Origin of the sequence: Ochrobactrum sp. Marseille-Q0166, from assembly GCF_014397025.1 — a bacterium.
Taxonomy (GTDB): domain Bacteria; phylum Pseudomonadota; class Alphaproteobacteria; order Rhizobiales; family Rhizobiaceae; genus Brucella.
Genome location: NZ_JACJUO010000001.1, coordinates 1,160,159 through 1,174,814 on the forward strand (window position 1 = coordinate 1,160,159; position 14,656 = coordinate 1,174,814).

Below are 14,656 nucleotides of genomic sequence, written 5' to 3' on the forward strand. Positions count from 1 at the left end.
CCGCGTAACGCTGCTCTGGATGCGCTAATTTATGCGACGCGACTAAGCTTTGCAGTCTCACCTTTCAGGCGAGGCGTGATGGTATTGGTGTACCATTCGAGGAATTGCATCACGCCGCCTTCATGCTCGACCGAATAGGGGCCGGGCTGGTAGGCAGGCGAGCGAATGCCGACCGCATTTTCTTCAACGATCTGGCGATCCTGGTCGTTGGTCTGAATCCAGACATGGGTCAGCTCATCCAGATCATAATCAACACCTTCCACGGCATCCTTGTGCACCAGCCACTTGGTCGTCACCATGGTTTCCTCAGCGTTGATTGGCAGCACGCGGAACGAAATGGCGTGATCGACCATCAGGTGGTTCCAGGTCGATGGGTAGTTGAAGAGCAGCATGGCGCCGATATTGGTGTTGCCTGATACCTGGTTGCTCAAAGGTTTCTTGACGGCAGGCTTGCCTGACATGGTATAACTCACCGCATCGCGCAAAAGCGGGATGCGGGTGATGCGGTAGCGGCCATCTTCCGACATTTTAAACTCGGCTGGAAGGCCAATCGAGGCACAGTTTTTCCAGAGCTGGTTGATTTCCGGGTCTTCCATGACGCCCTGAACGCCGGTCGCGCTCGGTGCTTCAGGATAGGTGCGGCAAAGCTCTGGATGGTTGGCTGCACAGTGATAACACTCGCGGTTGTTTTCCCAAACGAGCTTCCAGTTGCCTTTCTCGATGATCGAGCTTTCAAAGGCGACCTTTGCTTCCTTGATATTGTGCGGTGCGAGATAAGGCTCGACCAGATTGCGAAAACCATTGAAGTCGGGCGCTTCATCTGCAAGGCAGACATAGATATAACCGGCGACAGTTTCACAATGAACCTGCTTCAAACCATATTCGGCAGGTTTGAAATCCGGGCCGACCTGACGCGCAAACAGGAGGCGCCCATCAAGTTCATAGGTCCACTGGTGATAAGGGCAGACAAGCTTCGCCGCGGTGCCTTTTTCGGCAGAGCAGATGCGTGAACCGCGATGGCGGCAGGAATTGTGGAACGCACGGATGCCACCCTGCGCATCGCGTACAATGACGACAGGGTATGCGCCGACCTGAACGGTCATATAGGAGCCAGTCTTGGGCAGCTCGCAATCATGGCCGACAAACAGCCAGTCGCGATAGAAGATGTTTTCCAGATCAAGCTTGTAGAAATCCGGATCAGTGTAAAATTTCTGCTCCAGGCTGAAATTTGGGTCGCGCCCGGTCAAAAGCCCCAGCATTTCGTTGCGAACGTCCATAGCCTCGAACCCTTTGTGTTCTGTCGTTGGATTGGCCTATTGCTATTCTCTCAGCGACCTTGGCCCGATCCGGTGTTCCCTTAATCCTCCGGAAGCACGGCTTTTCCCGTTATCTCAATGGCTTGTCTGTTTATCTGTCGACGCTCAGACTGGCTCCCGTTGTCATGATTCAATCATTGAAATGTTCTAAACGCGCATTGGGATGCGACATGACTTTCGCGTAAAGACGACACGCGTGCTTTCGTGTAGCCTCCGGCAAATATGTGTGAGTTGCGTGCGCGGGATTGCCAAAATGGGAGAAACCCAGTTACCAAGCTGCCTGAGATATTCGGTTTCATTCCATGGGAGGTTCAGAGGCCATGAAACGTTCAGAAATCAATGAGATTATCCGAGAGAGCGACGCCTTTATTCGTTCCTTTGGCTACGTCATGCCTCCTTTCGCTTATTGGTCGCCAGAAGAGCTCAAAAAGCGCACATCGAGCGATGCAAAAGCTATTCTCGATGGCCGCCTTGGCTGGGATATTACCGATTACGGCCAAGGCAAGTTTGCGGATCTTGGCCTGTTTCTTTTCACCACGCGTAACGGCAATGCCGAAGATCTCAAGCGCGGTGGCGGAATGCTTTATGCCGAAAAGATCATGATCTCGCGCAAGAATCAGATTTCGCCGATGCATCGTCATGTGGTGAAGGCAGAAGACATCATCAATCGCGGTGGTGGCACGCTGGTGCTTGAGCTTTTCAATTCGCGCGCCGATGGCAGTGTCGATGAAGAAACAGATGTAACCGTTGCAACCGATGGCTGTCTGGTGACGCAGAAGGCCGGGGCGCATCTGAAGCTTGCGCCCGGTGAAAGCGTTACGCTTCTTCCGGGCAACTGGCACGCATTCTGGGGTGAGGGGGCCGATGTGCTGATCGGTGAAGTTTCGACTGTCAATGACGATCTGACGGACAATATTTTCCGTGAACCGATCGGGCGGTTTTCCAATATTGAAGAAAATGAAAAGCCAGTACACCTTTTGGTGTCTGACTATGATAAGTGGCTCTGCGTCTGAGGATATTCAGGCTGTGGACGTCTGCAATCGGCGCTTTTTATGCTCCCTATATATCGTACTTTAAATGCGATGTGTCACGGTTCTCGAAAAGCACCATTTTTGGCAGGACTGTCTAAGTCTCATCAGATATTACACTTGCGGTAAATGAAAAAGGACTGAGTAATGAAGTTGGCGATGATTGGAACGGGCTATGTGGGTCTGGTTTCGGGCGTGTGTTTTGCCGAATTTGGCTTTCACGTTACCTGTGTCGACAAAAATCCGTCGATCATCGAGCGGCTCGAAGCGGGCCAGGTGACGATTTTCGAGCCGGGACTCGATGAGCTCATGGGCCGGAATATTCGTGATGGACGGCTGGAATTCAGCACCGATCTGGCAACAAGTGTCGCGGATGCCGATGTCATTCTGATCGCCGTTGGCACGCCGTCGCGGCGTGGTGATGGCGAGGCCGACCTACAATATATCGAGGCGGCAGCCGATGAAATTGCAGCAGCGATGAAACCGGGCGCAGTGGTTGTCATCAAGTCGACCGTCGTTGTCGGCACCAATGCGCGCATTCGCGATCGTATTGCGCAAGCGCGTCCGGGCGTTGCGTTTTCGATGGTTTCAAATCCTGAGTTCCTGCGTGAAGGCTCGGCGATCGAAGACTTCATGCGCCCTGACCGAGTGGTTGTGGGGGTTGATGATGAGCATGGCAAGGCTGCGATGCAGCGGCTTTACCGTCCCCTTTATCTGCGTGAAACGCCGATGGTGATCACATCGCTGGAAAACGCAGAAATCATTAAATATGCGGCCAATGCGTTTCTTGCGATGAAAGTGACTTTTATTAATCAGGTCGCCGATCTTTGTGAAAAGACCGGCGGTAATGTGCAGGAAGTTGCCCGTGCCATCGGCATGGATAACCGCATCGGTTCAAAATTCCTCCATGCAGGGCCGGGTTTTGGCGGCTCCTGCTTCCCGAAAGATACGCGCGCCTTTGCAGCGACCGGCAAGAAATACGATGCGCCACAATCACTGATTGAAGAAGTGATCTCGGTCAACGAGGCGCGCAAGTTGTCGATGGCAGAGCGCATCGTTACAGCGGCTCGCGAAAGCGGCGCGAATACTGTTGCCGTGCTTGGTGTCGCCTTCAAACCGAACACAGATGATATTCGTGAATCGCCATCGCTCGATATCATTGCAGCGATCCAGAAAGCTGGCCTCTCAGTTCGCGCCCATGATCCGGAAGCTATGGATGCTGCGAAGTCTGTGCTGCCGGATGTGATCTGGTGTGGTTCAGCTTATGAAGCCGCGGAGGGTGCAGGCGTTGTAGCGCTTTTGACTGAGTGGAATGCCTATCGCGCGCTTGATCTGAAACGTGTTGCCGATGCGATGGAAGGCAATGTGCTGATTGATCTACGCAATGTCTATAAAGCTGACGATGTGGCCGGCACCGGACTTGATTATCGTTCAGTGGGGCGAACGCTGAGAATCCAATAGCTAAAAAAGCCGATCTGAAATCATCAGATCGGCTTTTTCGAATTGCGAAAAACAGCTTAGTCAGCCGCTGCTACGCGTCTCTTCTCATTGGCTATAAGCCAGAGATTGCGGATATAAACGATCAGACCAAAGCCTTGACCGGCGATAAATACCGGGTCTTTGCGCTGGATGGCGTAAATAAGCAGCAAAACACCGCCGATCAGCGAAAAGAACCAGAAAGCCACTGGCATAACGCTTTTCTTGGCTTTTTCAGATGCAAGCCATTGTACGACAAAGCGCATCGTGAAGCATGCCTGTGCAACAAAGCCCAAAATGATCCAGCCATCCCACTGGGCAACAAAAACATCATGAAGCCATTGGGCTATGCTGCCGAGAATATCAGTCATGAGTGATCTCCGTCACGCGGGGCACAACCTTGCGGCGTTTGCGCAGCCACCAGACGCCGTAAAGGTCTAGAATGCCGCGCAGCCCACGGTCTAGAATGCCGTAGTTGGATTTTCCATGGCGACGTTCGCGATCAGTGACGTCGATGTGGACGACATCAAAGCCTTCGCGAAGGGCCAGCGCCGGCAGATAGCGATGCCAGCCGTCAAAGAATGGCAACTGACGGAAAAGATCGGTGTGCAGCGCTTTAAGGCCACAGCCGGAATCGCGGGTCTTATCCTTCAGGATCGCGCCGCGCAGATTGTTCGCAAAGCGTGAGGAAAGTTGCTTGAGCTTGGTGTCCGTGCGCTTGAGGCGCTGACCGGCGGCGATGCCAAAAGCAGGGCCGGCATTGATCAGGGCGTCTGCAAGTGCTGGCAGATAGGCAGGATTGTTCTGCCCGTCACCGTCCATAGTCACAACAATCTGTCCGCGCGCTGCAAAAACGCCGGAGCGCAAAGCGGCGCTCTGGCCGGATGAGCGGTCATGGCGGATATGGCGCAGCGGCTTGCCGGCATGGATGCGACTTGCAAGAACATCACTGGTGGAATCTGTAGAGCCGTCGTCAACGACGATCACTTCGTATGCTCGGCCCTTCATGGCATCATCGACTTCGTCGAGCAGAAAAGCGAGATTGTCGGCCTCATTGCGGCAGGGGATGACCACAGAAATCGTCGGTGTTGCCAAGCGGAGCTTCCTTCATTCCTTGCGCATTTTCCGTAAAATCGGTGCTAATATCTCAGTACAGGTGCCCTGTGGCGCGCAAGGCGGGCTCCATACCATTGATTGCCGGGGAAACCAAGTGTTTCAAGAAATCGTGAGTTAGACCAGATATTTGTGTGAGAGCTGCTTTTACTCTGAGATATGTGAAGACGGAAGTGCTTCAGCAAGCCAATCCAGAAAATTGTGTGTCACCTCACTGCGGTTAATATCATTGAGGCTTTCGTGGCGGCTGCCTGGATAGATGGTGCAGGTCACTTGATTGAAGCCCATAACCTCCATTCTATCTGCCAGTTTACGCGTGGCTTTCGCTTTGTCTGTAGCCGGGTCGTCAGTTCCTCCGACGAGATTAAATGGTAGATTTCGGCGGATATTTGCGAAATTGCGGTCGGTCGCGCCAGCTTTCATCATATTAAACACGTCGATCCACAGTGAAACACTCGCATCAAAGCCGCAGAGCGGATCATTTACATAGGCTTCAACCTCTGCCGGATCGCGCGACAGCCAGTCAAACGCTGTGCGATGGTTGGGGATTGCGTTGCCCCATGCGCGGAAAGTGAGCTTCGGCAGGAAGGAGCTCGGAACATCGGAGCCCTTGAACATTCGTTCAGCCTTGAGAAGCGCCATGGCGGCACTGTTTTCAATGCCGCCGTTGAAATTGGCATTCCAGACGGCGACCGCATCAATGGTATCTGAATGTGTAAATGTATAGTTGAGTGCGAGAAGTCCGCCCATCGAGTGTCCGAATAAAACCACAGGCACACTGGGATGGGTTTCGTGAATGAGACGGTTAAGTGCCAGAATATCCGCGATGGCCACTCTATGGCCGTCTTTTTGTGCAAACATTCCTCTTGGTGCATGCGGACTTATATTTGCGCCATGCCCGCGATGATCATGTGCATAGACATGGTAGCCTGCCTGATTGAGTGCCTTTGCGAATCGGGCATAGCGGCCCGAATGTTCTGCAAGCCCATGGCAGATTTGTACCACAGCCTTCGGTGATCCCAGCACAACGGTTAGCGACTGACGGTATGGCAGTTCGGCTCCGTCCGAGAGGGGTAAGCGTTTGATGGTTTCAAATGACATGCGACCATCTGAATTTATGCCGCGCAAATAGTCAATTTGTCTTTTGGTAGCGTCCTTAAAAAGAGCATCCAGAGGTTGAATGAATTAATTTTAGGCATTTGCATTTTTTGCGTAAATTTTGCTTGAAAACCGTGAAATCCTAGGCAAATCTATCTTCAACAGGGAATGCTAACGGAGTTTTAAAGGAATTTCAGAGGCGTGAATTTGAGGCATTAAGGCATAACTAGCAGGCCATTCGGTGAAAGGGAGGATACTTTCCCGAGTGGTGGCCAGAGGGGAAACCGGGTGACGGAAATATCCGCGCCCGGTTTCATTTTATTCAAGCACATTTCCATGTCGACTTTGCGCGATGATATTTGCTTCCGCGCGCTATTTCGCCTACATACCCAGCAGAAATTTTCCTTGCGGTTCGGCAAATGGCCGTTCACGCTCTCTAACTCGTGGAGACGACGCGCTTTATGGCACGCCAATTCATTTATCATATGTCCGGGCTGAACAAGGCCTATGGCGCAAAGAAGGTTATCGAAAACCTTCACCTGTCATTCTATCCAGATGCGAAGATCGGCATTCTTGGTCCAAACGGTGCCGGTAAATCGACAATTCTCAAGATCATGGCCGGTCTCGACAAGGATTACACCGGTGAGGCATGGCTCGCAGAGGGTGCGACCTGTGGCTATCTTGCACAGGAACCGTATCTCGATCCTGAGAAGGACGTGCTGGGTAATGTGATGGAAGGTGTGGCTGCAAAAACGGCTATTCTCGACCGTTACAATGAGCTGATGATGAACTATTCTGATGAAACCGCAGATGAAGGTGCGGCTCTTCAGGACGTCATCGACAGCCAGAACCTTTGGGATCTGGACAGCCAGGTTGAAATGGCGATGGAAGCTCTGCGCTGCCCGCCTGCGGATGCCGATGTCACCAAGCTTTCGGGTGGTGAGCGCCGGCGCGTCGCGCTTTGCAAACTGCTTCTTTCGAAGCCTGATCTGCTGCTGCTCGACGAACCAACCAACCACCTTGATGCCGAAACTACTGCTTGGCTGGAAAAGCATTTACGTGAATATGAAGGCGCAGTGCTCCTCATCACGCACGATCGCTACTTCCTCGACAATGTTACCGGCTGGATTCTTGAACTCGACCGCGGTCGTGGCATTCCTTACGAAGGCAATTACTCTGCCTATCTGGAGGCCAAGTCCAAACGCATGATTCAGGAAGGCCGCGAAGAAGATTCGCGCCAGAAGGCGCTTGAGCGCGAACGTCAGTGGATTGCTGCTAGCCCCAAGGCGCGCCAGTCCAAGTCGAAGGCTCGTATCAAGGCCTATGATCAGCTGGTCGAAGCTGCCAACAATCAACGTCCGGGCGATGCCCAGATTCTGATCCCGGCTGGCGAGCGTCTTGGTCAGGTGGTTATCGAAGCTGAGGGACTGACCAAGTCGTTTGGCGACCGTATGCTCATCGAAAACCTGACCTTCAAGCTGCCTCCGGGTGGTATTGTTGGTGTTATCGGTCCAAACGGTGCCGGTAAGTCGACACTCTTCAAGATGATTACCGGTCAGGAAAAGCCGGATTCCGGTTCGATCCGTATCGGTGATACCGTTCATCTGGGTTATGTCGACCAGAGCCGCGATCATCTCGACCCGAACAAGAATGTCTGGGAAGAAATTTCTGGCGGCAACGACATTATCAAGCTCGGCAAGTTTGAAATGAACTCCCGTGCCTATTGCGGTGCGTTCAACTTCAAGGGCGGCGATCAGCAGGCCAAGGTCGGAAATCTGTCCGGTGGTCAGCGTAACCGCGTGCATCTTGCCAAGATGTTGCAGGCAGGCGGTAACGTTCTGCTTCTCGACGAACCGACCAACGATCTTGATACCGAAACGCTGGCAGCGCTCGAAGATGCGCTCGAAAAATATGCTGGCTGCGCTGTTATCATCTCCCACGATCGTATGTTCCTTGATCGTCTTGCGACGCACATCCTCGCCTTTGAAGGCGACAGCCATGTCGAATGGTTCGAAGGTAACTTCGAGGACTATGAAGCCGACAAGGTTCGTCGTCTTGGACCTGAAAGCGTCAATCCAAAGCGGGTAACCTACAAGCCGCTGACGCGCTAAGAAATCAAAGGCCGGTGCATCGCACCGGCCTTTTTCATTTTATGGAGCCTCCCGTGAAAGACTGGTCTGCAAAGCAATATCTCAAGTTTGAAGAGGAACGCAGTCGCCCGGCGGCTGACCTTCTGGCACAGATAAAAATCGATAGCCCGCGCAAAGTGGTCGATATTGGTTGCGGTCCCGGAAACTCCACCGAACTTCTGGTCAGGCGCTGGCCAGATGCGCACGTGGCAGGCTTCGACTCATCGCCGGACATGATCGAGAAAGCAAAACAGCGCTTGCCCCGGGTCGATTTTTCTTTGGGCGATCTGTCGAAGTTTGAGCCAGATACTGAAACGGACGTGCTGTTTTCCAATGCGGTTTTTCAGTGGGTTGCTGATCATAGGCAACAGATGCAAAGGCTCCTATCCCTTCTTTCGGCTGGCGCTTATCTGGCCGTACAAATGCCGGATAATATGTCAGAGCCAACCCATGTAGTGATGCGCGAAGTGGCAAGGTCGCAGCCGTTTGCGGCTAAGATTGGCCATATGGGCAGGGGCCCTCTGCCGCCTGTTGCCGATTATTATAACGCTCTGATTGATCATGCGTCCCGCGTCGATATATGGCACACGATCTACAATCATCAGCTGGCCGGCGTCGATGCTATCATTGAGTGGGTGAAATCAACGGGTCTGCGCCCATTTCTTGAGCCGCTGGATGATGACGAACAGCGCGAATTTTTGAAAGCCTACAAATCGCGTCTTCATGACCTCTATCCAACGCTGAATGACGGCCGGGTGTTGTTGCGCTTCCCAAGAATTTTCATCGTTGCCAGAAAATAAGAAAATGCCTTAGCTACTCTTCTAGAACCTGTTGCCGACACCCTCTTTCACAAAAATTTTACCGGGCGTGAAAATCGCTCGCCTGGTAAAATAGTTAAATTTCAAATGGTTAATCGTCCCCTCAAGGGTTTCTAATCCAATAGTAGTGCATGATAATAGATTGCATACAAACGATATTGTTCCTATGGTTTTGTGACATCAGAGGTAATTCCAAACAATTTTTGATGCCTGCAGGGATCGCTTGATTGGGAGAGACGACATCTTTTTTCCAAGGATGTTGCGTCAGGTTAGTTTCAGGGACTGTCAAGTTTTGTGGTTGAACCAAGGACACTTGCAGACTGAAGCCTGAAGCTTGGCCAACCTGCCGAATATATTGATTATGAGATCAACGATTACTGGTTTTGCTCCCTCCCAGCAAAGCGAGTGATCATGCAGTCGTTTTCCTTTTGCGACTGCTATCGGGAGTTTCAGAATGAGCAATGCAGAAATGCACAGCGATGCGAATGGCGAGATCGAAGAGAAACATGACGCTCACGATACGCGCCGCCGGATATATGCGATCATTGCGAGCGCCTCCGGCAATCTCGTCGAATGGTATGACTTTTATGTCTATTCCTTCGGTGCTCTTTACTTCGCATCACAGTTTTTCCCGGCAGAAGATCAGACAAGTCAGCTGTTAAATGCAGCGGCAATCTTTGCGGCCGGTTTCCTTATGCGTCCGATTGGCGGTTGGCTGTTTGGACGCCTCGCCGACAGACTAGGTCGCCGCACCTCCATGCTGATTTCGGTCAGTATGATGTGCCTTGGCTCTTTTGCTATTGCGATCCTGCCGACCTATGAAACGATCGGACTTTGGGCGCCATTTCTTCTTCTTCTGGTCCGTCTTTTGCAGGGCCTGTCGGTTGGCGGGGAATATGGCACTACTGCCACTTACATGAGTGAAGTCGCTCTTGCCGGGCGTCGTGGTTTCTTCTCGTCGTTCCAGTATGTGACGCTGATCGGCGGCCAACTATTGGCCGTTCTAGTGCTGGTTATTCTGCAGTTCTTCCTGACGTCTCAGCAGTTGCATGAATGGGGCTGGCGCATCCCGTTTGCCATCGGTGGTCTGGCTGCAATTGTTGCGCTTTATCTGCGCCGCACGCTGCATGAAACCTCGACTGAGGAGTCGCGCAACAGCAAATCTGCAGGTAGTTTTGCGACGATCTGGAAACATCACCGCAAGGCGTTTCTGGTGGTTGTCGGCTTTACGGCTGGGGGGTCGCTGACCTTCTATACGTTCACGACCTATATGCAGAAATATCTGGTCAATACGGCTGGCATGAACAAGGAAACAGCCAGCGAGGTCATGACGGTTGCACTGTTCGCATTCATGCTTATGCAGCCGCTGTTTGGCTATATTTCCGATAAGGTTGGCCGCAAACCGATGATGATCGCCTTTGGCGGTGTATCGGTGTTGACGACCATTCCGTTGCTTACAGTTCTTGGCTCTGTCCAGAGTCCGACAATGGCATTTGTCTATATTGCCATCGCTTCGGCAATCGTGAGCATGTACACGTCGATTGGCGGTATTGTGAAATCGGAACTGTTCCCGGCTGAAGTGCGTGCTTTGGGCGTTGGCTTTTCCTACGCGATTGCCAATGCGATCTTCGGTGGTACTGCCGAATATGTGGCGCTGTGGTTCAAGAAGGTCGGCTTTGAAAGCGGGTTCTTCTGGTACGTGACCATTATGATGGTGATTGTGTTCATCGTCGGTCTGGTGATGCCTGATCCGCGCAAGCACGGTTATTTGCAGGGCCACGGAACCCACTGATATGTAAACATCTTAGACGCCGCCTTCGGGCGGCGTTTACATTTCTACCTTCTCGTCATCATCCGCGGTGACGAGACGTGTGGCGCGCCATTCTGTCAGCTTTTTGTTTATGTCATCAAGCACGAAAAAACGTGCTGAATCCTTGTCATATCCATCATCGCGAAGGGTGTCGTAGTCTGTATGTGCATGGCGGACATGCGCGACCGTTGCAAGCCATACCGCCACCGATGGTGGCAGCGCTTTCATATGAGGCGCAAGGGCTGCGGCACGGATTGGTTCTGAATCCGAATAGGGAACCGCAGGAAGCAAAAGCGTAAGTGATTTTGCAACTGCCTTCTGGCGTTCTGTGCTTGCACCCATGGCTGTCATCCTTTTCGGCTTTCAGCGAGATTCGTTATAATCATAACCCAGCTAATAGCCTCCTCAAACCGATACTCAAATCGCGTGACAGTTTTGCTGTGCATGGGGATGCGAAAAGCGCTTGCGCCTTGATCGCATTTCACATAAACATATCTTTATATGTTTTAGAGTGTGGAGTTTGCGAATTGCGTTTGCAGCTTGATCAGATGGTGGATGTTTTAAAAGCAGTGGCTGAGCCAAGTCGCTTGCGCATCCTTGCGCTTCTTTCCGGAGGCGATTTGACCGTATCGGACCTGACCACAATTCTTGGCCAGTCGCAGCCGCGTGTGTCGCGCCATCTCAAGCTGCTTGGTGAAGCCGATCTGATCGACCGTTATCAGGAGGGTGCCTGGGCCTATTTCCGCCTGTCGGATAATGCGCTTTGCGGCGAGGTTGCGCGTAATCTACTGTCGAAGCTTGATAGCGCCGATGCGCTGCTTGAGCGCGATCTGGAGCGGCTTTCGCAGGTCAAATCCAGTCGGCAGGAAAAGGCTGCGGCCTATTTCAGTGCCAATGCCGGTAGCTGGGATGAAATCCGCAAGCTTCATGTGTCTGAAAATGCGGTGGAAGCAGCACTCAAGACTATTGTCGGTGATAAGCCATTTCAGGCCATGCTTGATGTAGGCACCGGCACGGGTCGGTTGCTGGAACTGTTTTCACCGCTTTATGCGCGTGGCCTTGGCATTGACATCAATCGCGACATGCTTGCCGTGGCACGTGCCAATCTCGACCTTGCAACGGTGAACAATGCACAGGTGCGGCAGGGCGATGTTTATGCGCTGCCAGTCGAACGCGAGAATTTCGATCTCGTAACCATTCATCAGGTTCTGCATTTTCTTGATGATCCGCAGGCTGCCATTCGCGAGGCAGCGCGTGCGCTGCGCCCGGGCGGACGGTTGCTGATTGTCGACTTTGCACCCCATAAACTTGAGTTTCTGCGCGAAGAACACGCGCATTTGAGGCTTGGTTTCAGCGATGAGCAGATGCTTGGCTGGTTGAAAGAAACAGGGCTTGAGCCCGCCACAACGACTGAATTGGGGCCGAAGGTTGCCAATGGCGATGACGGATTGACGGTAAAGCTCTGGCTTGCCCGTGATCCGCGTGTGCTGATTGCTGATCAGGTTTCGCGCAATGAAAGCATGACGGAGACAGTTTGATGGGTTTCTATGGTCTTTCCCGCCGATCAGATATCGGCCAGACCACCCGGGTTTCGTTCGAGTTCTTCCCGCCCAAGTCGGAAGAAATGGAACAGCGCCTGTGGGAGACGGTAACGCGGCTTGCGCCGCTTAAGCCGGAATTTGTCTCCGTGACCTATGGTGCGGGTGGCTCCACGCGTGAACGCACGATCCGCACGGTTGCGCGTATTCTGAAGGAAACAGATATCGAGCCTGCTGCGCATCTCACCTGTGTTGATGCGACCAGTGAGGAAGTTGATCGCGTCGCACAGGAGTTTGCAGCGCTTGGCGTCAAGCGCTTCGTAGCGCTGCGTGGTGATCCGGCTGCCGGTATTGGCGAGAAATATGTGCCGACGCCGGGCGGTTATCAGAATGGCGCTGAGCTCGTCGGTGGTCTGCGCAAGCTTGCGGACTTCGATATCTCCGTTTCGGCCTATCCGGAAAAGCATCCTGAAAGTCCGGACTTTGCGACCGATATCGATATGCTCAAGCGCAAGGTCGATAATGGTGCAACGCGCGCCATCACGCAGTTCTTCTTCGATAATGATCTCTATGAGCGTTATGTCGAGCGTGTGCGCCGTGCGGGCATCTATATCCCGATTGTTCCGGGCGTTCTGCCAGTGCATAATTTCAAGCAGGTTCGCAATTTCTGCGCGCGTTCAGCAACGCATATCCCGGCGTGGCTGGCAGAGCGCTTTGACGGGCTGGATAACGACCCGCAGACGCATCAGCTTGTTGCCGCAGCTATTGCCGCCGAACAGGTCATGGATCTGATAGAACGCGGCGTGCAGGATTTCCATTTCTATACCATGAACAGAGCCGATCTTCCTTACGCTATCTGCCACATGATTGGTATCCGGCCTAAAACTGAAGTCCAGTTAGAAGTCGCCTGAAATGAAAAAGCCCGGTCTGAAACCGGGCTTTCTTTTGCTTCTTATTCGCAATTCCTTCATAAAGCTGCTTCACACTCTTACTGGAATTGCTTCTGAAACGGGTCGGTTCATCCTCAAAAACCGATGCCGTCTAATGGCTTAGGCTATCCCAATCACGGAATAACGCCTGCTATCAACGCTGCAACAAATGCAAATGCTGCACAGATCATGAGGACATTCAAAGATCGCGTAAGTCCCATTGCTCTGTCTCCTTTTATGCATCCGACGAGGCCGAATGCGCGCTGGTAGAGAGTTGGAATCTAAGCGCAAAAGGCTTCGAACAAAAGAAGATTTCTTGCTGCAATATACGGTGATCGTGGAAAAAACCTTCTGTTTACCACCTAAGTTGTTGAAATTTTTAACTGTATAATTTTGTTCACATTTCATGAAAATGCCACGAAACAGCCAATTTTAAGGTCGGTTTGACACAATCTGGAAGTGTTTTATCGGATAAAAGCGAGAAACACCGACAGAGTCACGACCGAAATCGTTGTTGAATAGAGGATTACATTCGACGTTATTGCAGCTTCCCGACGATAATGTTCGGCGAGCATAAAAGGTCCGGTGCCAGCGGGCAACGCAGCGAGCAAGGTCGCGCTTTGTGCCAGATGTGACGGCAGTTTAAACACATAGACTGCAAGCAGCCATGTTGCGAGCGGCATGACAATGAGCTTGACCGAAACAAGAAAGGCGATGGCGTTGACGCTTTCGCGCTCAATCTTTCGCGGCTGCGCAAGAAAAAGCCCAAGTGCAACCAGTGCACAGGGGGAGGCGGCACCGCCCAACATCTTCAGGAAGGTTTCAGCAGGTACAGGAATGGTGAAACCGGTTACAGCCACCAGCATTCCGAAAAATGGTGCGACGAGCAGCGGATTGCGGATCAGCGAACGCGTAACTTTCCAGCCGAGATGAAGTGGCTTCTTCTCGGTTTGCAGGCCGATCTCAATCAGAACAATGGCAAAAGCAAAGGTTACACAAACGGTGATGATGATGGTGATGGTGGTTGCAGCGAGAACGCCTGAACCAAATGCAATCATCGAAAGTGGAATCCCCATATAGCCCGTATTGGGATAGGCTGCGTTAAGCCCATCGATGGCACTGTCTGCGAGTGGTTGCTTGCCGCGCAGGCGGATAATGAAGGGGAGTGCAAAGGCGATGGCACTACTGAGCAGAAACACGGCGATGAAGCCCGGTTGCCAAAGCTCGCTACCATGCGTGTTGGCCATGATGTCGAACAGCAGCGCTGGCAGCGCGAGATAGACGACAAAGCGGTTTAGCTCCGCAATCGCATGGGGGCCCAATATTTTTAGCTTGAACGCGAGCCAGCCTGAGAAGATCAGGGCGAATACGGGCAGGACGACGATCAGGGTCGAAAGCATG

13 protein-coding genes are annotated in these 14,656 nt (G+C 52.5%); 7 read left to right on the plus strand and 6 right to left on the minus strand.

What is annotated here, in order from left to right:
- Nucleotides 1–29: 29 nt before the first annotated feature.
- Nucleotides 30–1,277 carry an aromatic ring-hydroxylating dioxygenase subunit alpha gene (locus H5024_RS05525; RefSeq protein WP_187544388.1) on the minus strand — a complete coding sequence of 416 codons (1,248 nt, stop codon included), beginning with the start codon at nt 1,275–1,277 and terminating at the stop codon, nt 30–32.
- Nucleotides 1,278–1,636: 359 nt separating this feature from the next.
- Between H5024_RS05525 and H5024_RS05530 the strand changes: the two genes are divergently transcribed.
- Both H5024_RS05530 and H5024_RS05535 read left to right on the plus strand, forming a co-directional pair.
- Nucleotides 1,637–2,329: a D-lyxose/D-mannose family sugar isomerase gene (locus H5024_RS05530; RefSeq protein WP_187544389.1), complete on the plus strand. Its 693-nt coding sequence runs from the start codon at nt 1,637–1,639 to the stop codon at nt 2,327–2,329.
- A gap of 162 nt (nt 2,330–2,491) precedes the next feature.
- Nucleotides 2,492–3,805 carry a UDP-glucose/GDP-mannose dehydrogenase family protein gene (locus H5024_RS05535; RefSeq protein WP_187544390.1) on the plus strand — a complete coding sequence of 438 codons (1,314 nt, stop codon included), beginning with the start codon at nt 2,492–2,494 and terminating at the stop codon, nt 3,803–3,805.
- A 56-nt stretch (nt 3,806–3,861) separates the two neighbouring features.
- Here the strand turns inward: H5024_RS05535 and H5024_RS05540 are convergent, their stop codons facing one another.
- From H5024_RS05540 to H5024_RS05550, 3 genes are all read right to left on the minus strand, one after another.
- Entirely contained in the window at nt 3,862–4,191 is a 330-nt protein-coding gene (locus H5024_RS05540; protein WP_187544391.1) for a lipid-A-disaccharide synthase N-terminal domain-containing protein, read from the minus strand.
- The gene (locus H5024_RS05545) at nt 4,184–4,915 is read right to left on the minus strand and encodes a glycosyltransferase family 2 protein (RefSeq protein ID WP_187544392.1); all 732 of its coding nucleotides are present in this window, start codon (nt 4,913–4,915) and stop codon (nt 4,184–4,186) included. Before H5024_RS05545 ends, H5024_RS05540 begins: the two co-directional genes overlap by 8 nt.
- Nucleotides 4,916–5,080: 165 nt before the next feature.
- The gene (locus H5024_RS05550) at nt 5,081–6,034 is read right to left on the minus strand and encodes an alpha/beta hydrolase (RefSeq protein WP_187544393.1); all 954 of its coding nucleotides are present in this window, start codon (nt 6,032–6,034) and stop codon (nt 5,081–5,083) included.
- A gap of 458 nt (nt 6,035–6,492) precedes the next feature.
- Here H5024_RS05550 and ettA point away from each other — a divergent pair, with 458 nt between their 5' ends.
- The 3 genes from ettA (at nt 6,493) to H5024_RS05565 (ending at nt 10,770) form a co-directional block, all read left to right on the plus strand.
- Nucleotides 6,493–8,142 (plus strand): energy-dependent translational throttle protein EttA, encoded by a 1,650-nt coding sequence (ettA, locus tag H5024_RS05555; protein WP_187544394.1) that lies wholly within the window; start codon nt 6,493–6,495, stop codon nt 8,140–8,142.
- Nucleotides 8,143–8,195: 53 nt separating this feature from the next.
- Complete coding sequence (gene tam / locus H5024_RS05560) at nt 8,196–8,960, plus strand: trans-aconitate 2-methyltransferase (protein ID WP_187544395.1); 765 nt, start codon at nt 8,196–8,198, stop codon at nt 8,958–8,960.
- A gap of 472 nt (nt 8,961–9,432) precedes the next feature.
- Nucleotides 9,433–10,770 (plus strand): MFS family transporter, encoded by a 1,338-nt coding sequence (locus H5024_RS05565; RefSeq protein ID WP_187544396.1) that lies wholly within the window; start codon nt 9,433–9,435, stop codon nt 10,768–10,770.
- A 36-nt stretch (nt 10,771–10,806) separates the two neighbouring features.
- On the opposite strand, the gene H5024_RS05570 is transcribed toward H5024_RS05565, so the two are convergent.
- Nucleotides 10,807–11,130 (minus strand): DUF2293 domain-containing protein, encoded by a 324-nt coding sequence (locus tag H5024_RS05570; RefSeq protein ID WP_187544397.1) that lies wholly within the window; start codon nt 11,128–11,130, stop codon nt 10,807–10,809.
- Between the two features lie 206 nt (nt 11,131–11,336).
- On the opposite strand from H5024_RS05570, the gene H5024_RS05575 reads away from it, so the two are divergent.
- Together H5024_RS05575 and metF are read left to right on the plus strand one after the other, a co-directional pair.
- On the plus strand, nt 11,337–12,326 hold the full coding sequence (locus tag H5024_RS05575) for a metalloregulator ArsR/SmtB family transcription factor (protein WP_187546647.1): 990 nt from the start codon (nt 11,337–11,339) through the stop codon (nt 12,324–12,326).
- Nucleotides 12,326–13,237 (plus strand): methylenetetrahydrofolate reductase [NAD(P)H], encoded by a 912-nt coding sequence (metF, locus tag H5024_RS05580; RefSeq protein WP_187544398.1) that lies wholly within the window; start codon nt 12,326–12,328, stop codon nt 13,235–13,237. The genes H5024_RS05575 and metF overlap by 1 nt, the downstream gene beginning before the upstream one ends.
- A 482-nt stretch (nt 13,238–13,719) precedes the next feature.
- Here the strand turns inward: metF and H5024_RS05585 are convergent, their stop codons facing one another.
- Nucleotides 13,720–14,655, minus strand: coding sequence for an AEC family transporter (locus tag H5024_RS05585; protein ID WP_187544399.1), 936 nt, complete (start codon nt 14,653–14,655; stop codon nt 13,720–13,722).
- Nucleotide 14,656: the final 1 nt, after the last annotated feature.

What these genes read in the sequence shown, in the direction of transcription:
- H5024_RS05535 (WP_187544390.1), top strand. Translation starts at nt 2,492, where the DNA reads ATGAAGTTGGCGATGATTGGAACGGGCTATGTGGGTCTGGTTTCGGGC.
- H5024_RS05550 (WP_187544393.1), bottom strand. Translation starts at nt 6,034, where the DNA reads ATGTCATTTGAAACCATCAAACGCTTACCCCTCTCGGACGGAGCCGAA.
- ettA (WP_187544394.1), top strand. Translation starts at nt 6,493, where the DNA reads ATGGCACGCCAATTCATTTATCATATGTCCGGGCTGAACAAGGCCTAT.
- metF (WP_187544398.1), top strand. Translation starts at nt 12,326, where the DNA reads ATGGGTTTCTATGGTCTTTCCCGCCGATCAGATATCGGCCAGACCACC.
- H5024_RS05575 (WP_187546647.1), top strand. Translation starts at nt 11,337, where the DNA reads ATGGTGGATGTTTTAAAAGCAGTGGCTGAGCCAAGTCGCTTGCGCATC.
- H5024_RS05525 (WP_187544388.1), bottom strand. Translation starts at nt 1,277, where the DNA reads ATGGACGTTCGCAACGAAATGCTGGGGCTTTTGACCGGGCGCGACCCA.
- H5024_RS05585 (WP_187544399.1), bottom strand. Translation starts at nt 14,655, where the DNA reads ATGCTTTCGACCCTGATCGTCGTCCTGCCCGTATTCGCCCTGATCTTC.
- H5024_RS05540 (WP_187544391.1), bottom strand. Translation starts at nt 4,191, where the DNA reads ATGACTGATATTCTCGGCAGCATAGCCCAATGGCTTCATGATGTTTTT.
- H5024_RS05570 (WP_187544397.1), bottom strand. Translation starts at nt 11,130, where the DNA reads ATGGGTGCAAGCACAGAACGCCAGAAGGCAGTTGCAAAATCACTTACG.
- H5024_RS05565 (WP_187544396.1), top strand. Translation starts at nt 9,433, where the DNA reads ATGAGCAATGCAGAAATGCACAGCGATGCGAATGGCGAGATCGAAGAG.
- H5024_RS05530 (WP_187544389.1), top strand. Translation starts at nt 1,637, where the DNA reads ATGAAACGTTCAGAAATCAATGAGATTATCCGAGAGAGCGACGCCTTT.